The sequence below is a fragment of the Peterkaempfera griseoplana genome, from assembly GCF_001418575.1.
Taxonomy (GTDB): domain Bacteria; phylum Actinomycetota; class Actinomycetes; order Streptomycetales; family Streptomycetaceae; genus Peterkaempfera; species Peterkaempfera griseoplana.
In genome coordinates, this window is sequence record NZ_LIQR01000679.1 from 1 (window position 1) to 6,350 (window position 6,350).

Here is a 6,350-nt window from a genome sequence, read left to right on the forward strand (position 1 = left end):
GTGCGGGGGCCGGGCGGGGGAGCGGACCGGCCTCGCTGCCGGTCCGGCGCAGCGGGCGGCCCGGGATCCGGCTCCGGGCCGCCGCGTCCGCCGCCGGGGCGGGCCCCGACCCGTGCGCTGTCCGGTGCGGGGGACGTCCCGTCGTACCGGGCACCGCCGGGGGCCCGTACCGGCGTCCGTCCGGCGTCACCGCCGGGGCCGCCGTCCGGTTCCTGTACGGGGCCGGTGCCGGGCTCGGGCTCGACCGGTGTGAACGAGGTCCACCGGGCCTGCTTCTCGGCCGCCAGCAGCCGGTCGCTCAGTCTGCGGCACTCCGCGCCCAACTGCTCCCGGTACGCCCGCGCCTGCGCCAGCTGCTGCACCATGGCCCGGTCCCGGGCGGGCGGCGGGGAGGCATAGCCGTGCTCGGCCGGCCGCAGCCCGGCGGCGAGCCTCCGCTCGCGCTGCACCGCGTACTGGCGCGCCCTCAGCAGTTCGTCGAGCTCCGTGCGCAACTCGTCGATCCGCAGGGGATCCGATCCCCCGTCAACCGCCATGGTGCGACCTCCCGCCGGCACGCTCTCGCGGTCCGGCCCTCGTCGGCCGGCCCCCCGACCGGCCGCGACCGCTGCTCCGGCTCGCGTCCGACCGGGCGCCCGGGCCGGGGCGGTGGCCATCCTGCCCCGCGCACACAGCGGGCAGGTTACGCGGATGCTTCCATCAGCTTTCGCGGCTCCGCACGGTGATCGGCCGCAGCGGAACCGATCAACCGTCAGATCCGGTCGCAGGCACCCTACGCCCGTCGGGCGCCCCCCGGGTCACGGCCCCCGAACCCGTCGGCGCACCGCTCAGTGAGAGGCCGTCCGCCACCCGTGCGGCAGGCACGGCGACGACTGCCGGGCCGCTTCTTGACTGTGGGCACGGTCGCGGTCCGGGGCCGGTCGCCGGTGGGCGCGGCCGCCGTCCGGCGCGATTGTCGTAGGCGGGTGGCAGGATCGCCCCATGACCTCCTCGACGCAGCCGACCCGGCCCTCCGAGACGCAGCCGACGCCGCTCTCCGAGCCTGCGGACGCCCGCAGCCGCGAGGAGCTGACAGGTCTCACGGCCGCCGGGGTGCAGCCGAAGTACCTGATGTTCTGGGGCCACCAGCCGCAGCGGGACGGCAGCGTGGGCGCGGGCTGCCTCAGCCAGTGGTGGCCGTCGCGGTTCACGGTGGAGGGGGTGGAGTACGCCTCCGCAGAGCACTGGATGATGGCGGGCAAGGCCAGGCTGTTCGGGGACGAGGCGGCCCTCGGGCGAATACTCTCCGCCCGCACCCCCGCCGAGGCCAAGAAGCTGGGCCGGCTGGTGCGCGGGTTCGACGACGCGGTCTGGGAGCGCGAGCGGTTCCGGCTGGTGGTGGCGGGCAATCTCGCCAAGTTCGGTCAGGATCCCGGTCTTCGCCGGTATCTGCTGGGCACCGGCCGCAGGGTGCTGGTGGAGGCCAGCCCGGTGGACCGGGTGTGGGGCATCGGCCTGGTCGCCGACGACGAGCGGGCCTTCGATCCGGCCCGTTGGTGCGGCCTCAACCTGCTGGGGTTCGCCCTGATGGAGGCGCGCGGCCTCCTCGGCTGAGCCGGGGCGGCCGGACGGGCTCCCGCGGGCCGCTGCGGGCGCGGGCCGGCACACTCTGCGGGCCGGTGTGCCGGTGGGGGACAATGGGGGTCCACCGCCCGCCGTGCACCCCGAGGACCGCCCGTATGACCGCCGTCGCAGAGCCCGCAGCCACCGCGCCCGAGAGCGCCCTCGCGCCGCTGCGCGTGGGGCCGATGCAGGTGTGGCCGCCGGTGGTGCTGGCGCCGATGGCGGGGATCACCAATGCGCCGTTCCGTACGCTCTGCCGGGAGCAGAGCGGCGGCCGGGGGCTGTTCGTCAGCGAGATGATCACCACCAGGGCGCTGGTGGAGCGGGACCGCAAGACCATGCGGCTGATCCGCTTCGACCCCAGCGAGCAGCCCCGCTCCATCCAGCTGTACGGGGTGGATCCGGAGACGGTGGGCCGGGCGGTGCGGATGATCGCCGACGAGGACCTCGCCGACCATGTGGACCTCAACTTCGGTTGCCCGGTGCCCAAGGTGACCCGCAAGGGCGGCGGCTCGGCGCTGCCGTACAAGCGGAACCTGCTGCGGGACATCCTGCGGCAGGCGGTGGGCAACGCCGGTGCGCTGCCGGTGACGATCAAGATGCGCAAGGGCATCGACGACGACCACATCACCTATCTCGACGCGGGGCGGATCGCCTCGGAGGAGGGGGTGGCGGCGGTCGCCCTGCACGGGCGGACGGCGACCCAGCACTACGGCGGCACCGCCGACTGGTCGGCCATCGCCCGTCTGCGGGAGGCGGTCCCCTCGCACATCCCGGTGCTGGGCAACGGCGACATCTGGTCGGCGGGGGACGCGCTGCGGATGATGCGGGAGACCGGCTGCGACGGTGTGGTGGTGGGCCGGGGCTGCCTGGGGCGGCCGTGGCTCTTCCGCGACCTGGTGTCGGTCTTCGAGGGGGAGGCGGACTATCAGCGCCCCTCCTTCCGCGAGGTGGCGGCGGTGATGGTGCGCCACGCCGAACTGCTGGGCCGGTGGATCGGCGACGAGGCCCGCGGCGTGATCGACTTCCGTAAGCACGTGGCCTGGTACACCAAGGGCTTCTCGGTGGGGTCGGAGATGCGGGTGAAGCTGGCGGGTGCCTCCTCGCTGGGCGAGCTGGAGGGGCTGCTGGGCTCCCTCGACCTGGAGCAGCCCTGGCCCGAGGGCGCCGACGGCCCGCGGGGCCGCACCACCGGGGACCGCCGGGTGGTGCTGCCGGAGGGCTGGCTGGACGACCCGTACGACTGCGCGGTGCCCGGCGCCGACGCGGAGTCGGACACCTCGGGCGGCTGAGGGCCGGCCGAGGGCCGGCCCGAGTGGCGCCCCAAGGTGCGCCCGTCGACGCCGTGGGGCGCACAACGGGCGGCTGCGGGGCGTACACCAGATGAGACGGGGCCCGTGACGCTTGACACATGTCCCCGCCGTTGACGCCCTCCGCACCCGGGCGGGCCGCGTTCCAAGGGCGGATCGCTTCCCGAAGGGGGCTCCGGCGGATCCGGGCGGCTGTCTCCAGGTAATCAATGCCGAGTGGCACGGAGTGCCATCGCGTGTCACGATGGGTCCGCGGATGTGATCATCGCGTGTCCCTGACTTCGACAACTGAACGTTCGCTAACGTCAAGGGGACGATTTCACAAACGCAGGCGATGAAGCCCTGGAGGCATGGAAGTGCCGGGTCGGCCGCCCCGTCGACGCACCGACGGCATATCCCTTGCGCTGAGCAGCCTTCGAAATGGGTATGTTCTCCGCCGTCAGGGCAACCGTGCGACCCGTGCGCGAGGAGATCACCCGTGCCGAAATTCGTCTACTCCTTCACCGAGGGAAACAAGGACCTCAAGGATCTTCTCGGCGGCAAGGGAGCGAACCTCGCCGAGATGACCAACCTCGGACTGCCCGTCCCTCCGGGCTTCACCATCACCACCGAGGCGTGCAAGGTCTACCTGGAGTCCGGCAGTGAGCCCGCCGGCCTGCGCGACGAGGTGAGTGCGTACCTCGAAGCCCTTGAGCAGACCATGGGCAAGCGGCTCGGCCAGGCCGACGACCCGCTGCTGGTCTCGGTGCGCTCCGGGGCAAAGTTCTCCATGCCGGGCATGATGGACACCGTCCTCAACATCGGCCTGTCCGACGCCTCGGTGGCCGGACTCGCCGCCCAGTCCGGCAATGAGCGCTTCGCCTGGGACTCCTACCGCCGCCTTGTGCAGATGTTCGGCAAGACGGTCCTCGGTGTGGACGGCGACCTCTTCGAGGAGGCGCTGGACGAGGCCAAGCGGGCCAAGGGGACGGTCAACGACCTCGACCTGGACGCGGCCGACCTGCGGGAGCTGGTCGAGCACTTCAAGTCCATCGTCCGCGGCGAGACCGGCCGCGACTTCCCGCAGGACCCCCGTGAGCAGATGGACCTCGCCGTCCACGCGGTCTTCGACTCCTGGAACAGCGACCGGGCCCGGCTCTACCGCCGGCAGGAGCGGATCCCCAACGACCTGGCCACCGCGGTCAACATCTGCTCCATGGTCTTCGGCAACCTGGGCTCCGACTCGGGCACCGGTGTCGCCTTCACCCGCGACCCCTCCACCGGTACCCAGGGCGTCTACGGCGACTACCTGCAGAACGCCCAGGGCGAGGACGTGGTCGCCGGCATCCGCAACACCGTGCCGCTGGCCGAACTGGAGACGCTGGACAAGGCGTCATACGACCAGCTGATGCAGATCATGGAGATCCTGGAGAACCACTACCGGGACCTGTGCGACATCGAGTTCACCATTGAGCGCGGCAAGCTGTGGATGCTGCAGACCCGGGTCGGCAAGCGCACCGCCGCGGCCGCCTTCAGGATCGCCGTCCAGCTGGTCGACCAGGGGCTGATCGACCTGGACGAGGCGCTGCACCGGGTCAACGGCGCCCAGCTGGCCCAGCTGATGTTCCCCCGCTTCGCGGAGGAGCGCCCCGCTCAGGGGGCGAAGCGGCCGGAGCGGCTGGCCTGGGGCATCGCCGCGTCGCCCGGCGCGGCCGTTGGCAAGGCGGTCTTCGACTCCTACACCGCCGTCAAGTGGTCGCGCTCCGGCGAGAAGGTCATCCTGGTCCGCCGCGAGACCAACCCGGACGACCTGGACGGCATGATCGCCGCCGAGGGCATCCTCACCTCCCGCGGCGGCAAGACCTCGCACGCCGCCGTGGTCGCCCGCGGCATGGGCAAGACCTGTGTCTGCGGCGCCGAGGAGCTGGAGGTCGACACCAAGAAGCGGCGCTTCGCCACCGCCGGCGGCCAGGTCGTCGAGGAGGGCGACCTGATCTCCATCGACGGCTCCACGGGCAAGGTCTACCTGGGCGAGGTCCCGGTGGTCCCCTCCCCGGTGGTGGAGTACTTCGAGGGCACCCTGCACGCCGGCGCCGACGAGCAGGGCGGCCTGGTGCAGGCCGTGCACCGGCTGATGGCGCACGCCGACGTACGCCGCAGGCTGCGGGTACGGGCCAACGCCGACAACGCCGACGACGCCTCCCGCGCCCGCCGCTACGGAGCCCAGGGCATCGGGCTCTGCCGCACCGAGCACATGTTCCTCGGCGAGGAGCGGCGCAAGGAGGTCGAGCAGCTGATCCTGGCCGACACCGAGGCCGAGCGGGAGTCGGCGCTGCGCACCCTGCTGCCGATGCAGAAGGGCGACTTCGTGGAGCTCTTCCAGGCCATGGACGGGCTGCCGGTCACCGTACGGCTGCTGGACCCGCCGCTGCACGAGTTCCTCCCCGACATCACCGAGCTGTCGGTGCGGGTCGCCCTCGCCGAGGCCCGCAAGGACCACAACGAGAACGATCTGCGGCTGCTCCAGGCGGTGCACCGGCTCCATGAGCAGAACCCCATGCTGGGCCTGCGCGGTGTGCGCCTCGGGCTGGTGATCCCCGGGTTGTTCTCCATGCAGGTGCGCGCGATCGCCGAGGCCGCCGCGGAGCGGAGGCTGGCGGGCGGCGACCCCCGGCCGGAGATCATGATCCCGCTGGTGGGCACCGTGCAGGAGCTGGAGATCGTCCGCGAGGACGCGGAGAAGGTGCTGGCCGAGGTCAGGGCCGCCACCGGGGTGGACCTGGACATCGCGCTGGGTACCATGATCGAACTGCCCAGGGCCGCCGTCACGGCCGGGCAGATCGCCGAGGCCGCCGAGTTCTTCTCCTTCGGCACCAACGACCTCACCCAGACCGTCTGGGGCTTCAGCCGCGACGACGTCGAGGCCTCCTTCTTCACCGCCTACCTGGAGAAGGGCATCTTCGGGGTCTCGCCGTTCGAGACCATCGACCGCGACGGGGTCGGCTCCCTGGTCCGCAGGGCCGCCGAGGCCGGCCGGGCCACCCGCCCGGGACTGAAGCTGGGCGTCTGCGGCGAGCACGGCGGCGACCCGGACTCGGTGCACTTCTTCCACGAGGTGGGGCTGGACTACGTCTCCTGCTCCCCCTTCCGGATCCCGGTGGCACGGCTGGAGGCAGGCCGTGCGGCCATAGAGACGGCGGGCAGCGACTCGCGCTGACACCACGCAGCGCGGTCGCCGTCCCGCACCGTGCGGCGGAGCTCGGCGCAGGAGATTCCGCCGCACGGCAAGCCCCGGGGCGGGGCCGGACAACGGCGTCCGGTCCCGCCCCGGCGGCATTCCACGGGCCACCGGGGCGGGGCGCGGGCCGGGCCCGGACGGAGCAGCCCCGGACCGTGAGGGCAGGGCCGGCGGGACCAGGGCCGGGCCGGGCGCTTCCGGCCGGTCCGTAACGCGGCGCC

Annotated in this window: 3 protein-coding genes and 1 pseudogene; 3 read left to right on the forward strand and 1 reads right to left on the reverse strand. The window is 72.8% G+C overall.

All coding sequences use genetic code 11. The annotated features are described in order from the left end of the window. Positions 1–536 (reverse strand): annotated as a pseudogene (locus tag AOK09_RS35255) (hypothetical protein); the annotation flags it as partial. Positions 537–1,110: 574 nt separating this feature from the next. Between AOK09_RS35255 and AOK09_RS35260 the strand changes: the two are divergent. The 3 genes from AOK09_RS35260 (at position 1,111) to ppdK (ending at position 6,108) form a co-directional block, all read left to right on the forward strand. Continuing rightward, on the forward strand, positions 1,111–1,593 hold the full coding sequence (locus AOK09_RS35260; protein WP_055591269.1) for an NADAR family protein: 483 nt from the start codon (positions 1,111–1,113) through the stop codon (positions 1,591–1,593). A 125-nt stretch (positions 1,594–1,718) separates the two neighbouring features. Next, on the forward strand, positions 1,719–2,894 hold the full coding sequence (dusB, locus tag AOK09_RS35265) for a tRNA dihydrouridine synthase DusB (RefSeq protein WP_055591267.1): 1,176 nt from the start codon (positions 1,719–1,721) through the stop codon (positions 2,892–2,894). A gap of 496 nt (positions 2,895–3,390) precedes the next feature. Then, complete coding sequence (ppdK, locus tag AOK09_RS35270; protein WP_055591268.1) at positions 3,391–6,108, forward strand: pyruvate, phosphate dikinase; 2,718 nt, start codon at positions 3,391–3,393, stop codon at positions 6,106–6,108. Positions 6,109–6,350: the final 242 nt, after the last annotated feature.